Annotated in this window: 1 protein-coding gene; it reads left to right on the forward strand. The window is 60.1% G+C overall.

Features of this window, described 5'->3' with window-relative positions:
- Nucleotides 1-556: GGDEF domain-containing protein (locus tag J5M71_RS26795; protein ID WP_207838529.1), on the forward strand; the 556-nt coding region annotated here is incomplete at both ends.

Consider the following 556-nt stretch of genomic DNA (forward strand, 5'->3'; position numbering starts at 1 on the left):
GTTCCGCGAACGCCTGCACGAAGCCCATCAGCGCGTGCGCCAGGGCGGGCGCCGCAGTCTGGCGTTGCTGCACATCAATCTCGATCGCTTCAAATTGCTCAATGACAGTCTCGGCCATGAAGTCGCCGATCAGCTCCTGCAGAAGATGGCCCGGCGGCTGGTCAATGCCTTGCCGGAAGCCGACACCATTGCGCGCTTGTCCGGTGACGAATTTGCTGTGCTGTTCGATGCCTACGGCAATCTGTCGAGCCTGGCACGGGTAGCGACGCGGTTGTCGGCCAAGCTGCGTTTGCCGCTGAGCGTTGACGGGCATGAACTGGTGGTCAGCGCTTCGATGGGCATCAGCCTGTTGCCGGACAACGCGCGTGAGATCTCGGCGCTGGTCAGCCAGTCGAACATGGCCATGCAGCATGCCAAACATCTGGGCGGCAACAATTTCCAGTTCTTCACCGACAGTCTGCAAGCCAGCACACTCGAGCGTTTGCAGCTGGAAAACCACTTGCGCAGGGCCATTGAAGAACAGCAACTGGCGGTGTTCTACCAACCGAAACTGTGC

This window comes from Pseudomonas sp. 43(2021) (assembly GCF_017490805.1).
In the GTDB taxonomy this organism is placed as follows: domain Bacteria; phylum Pseudomonadota; class Gammaproteobacteria; order Pseudomonadales; family Pseudomonadaceae; genus Aquipseudomonas.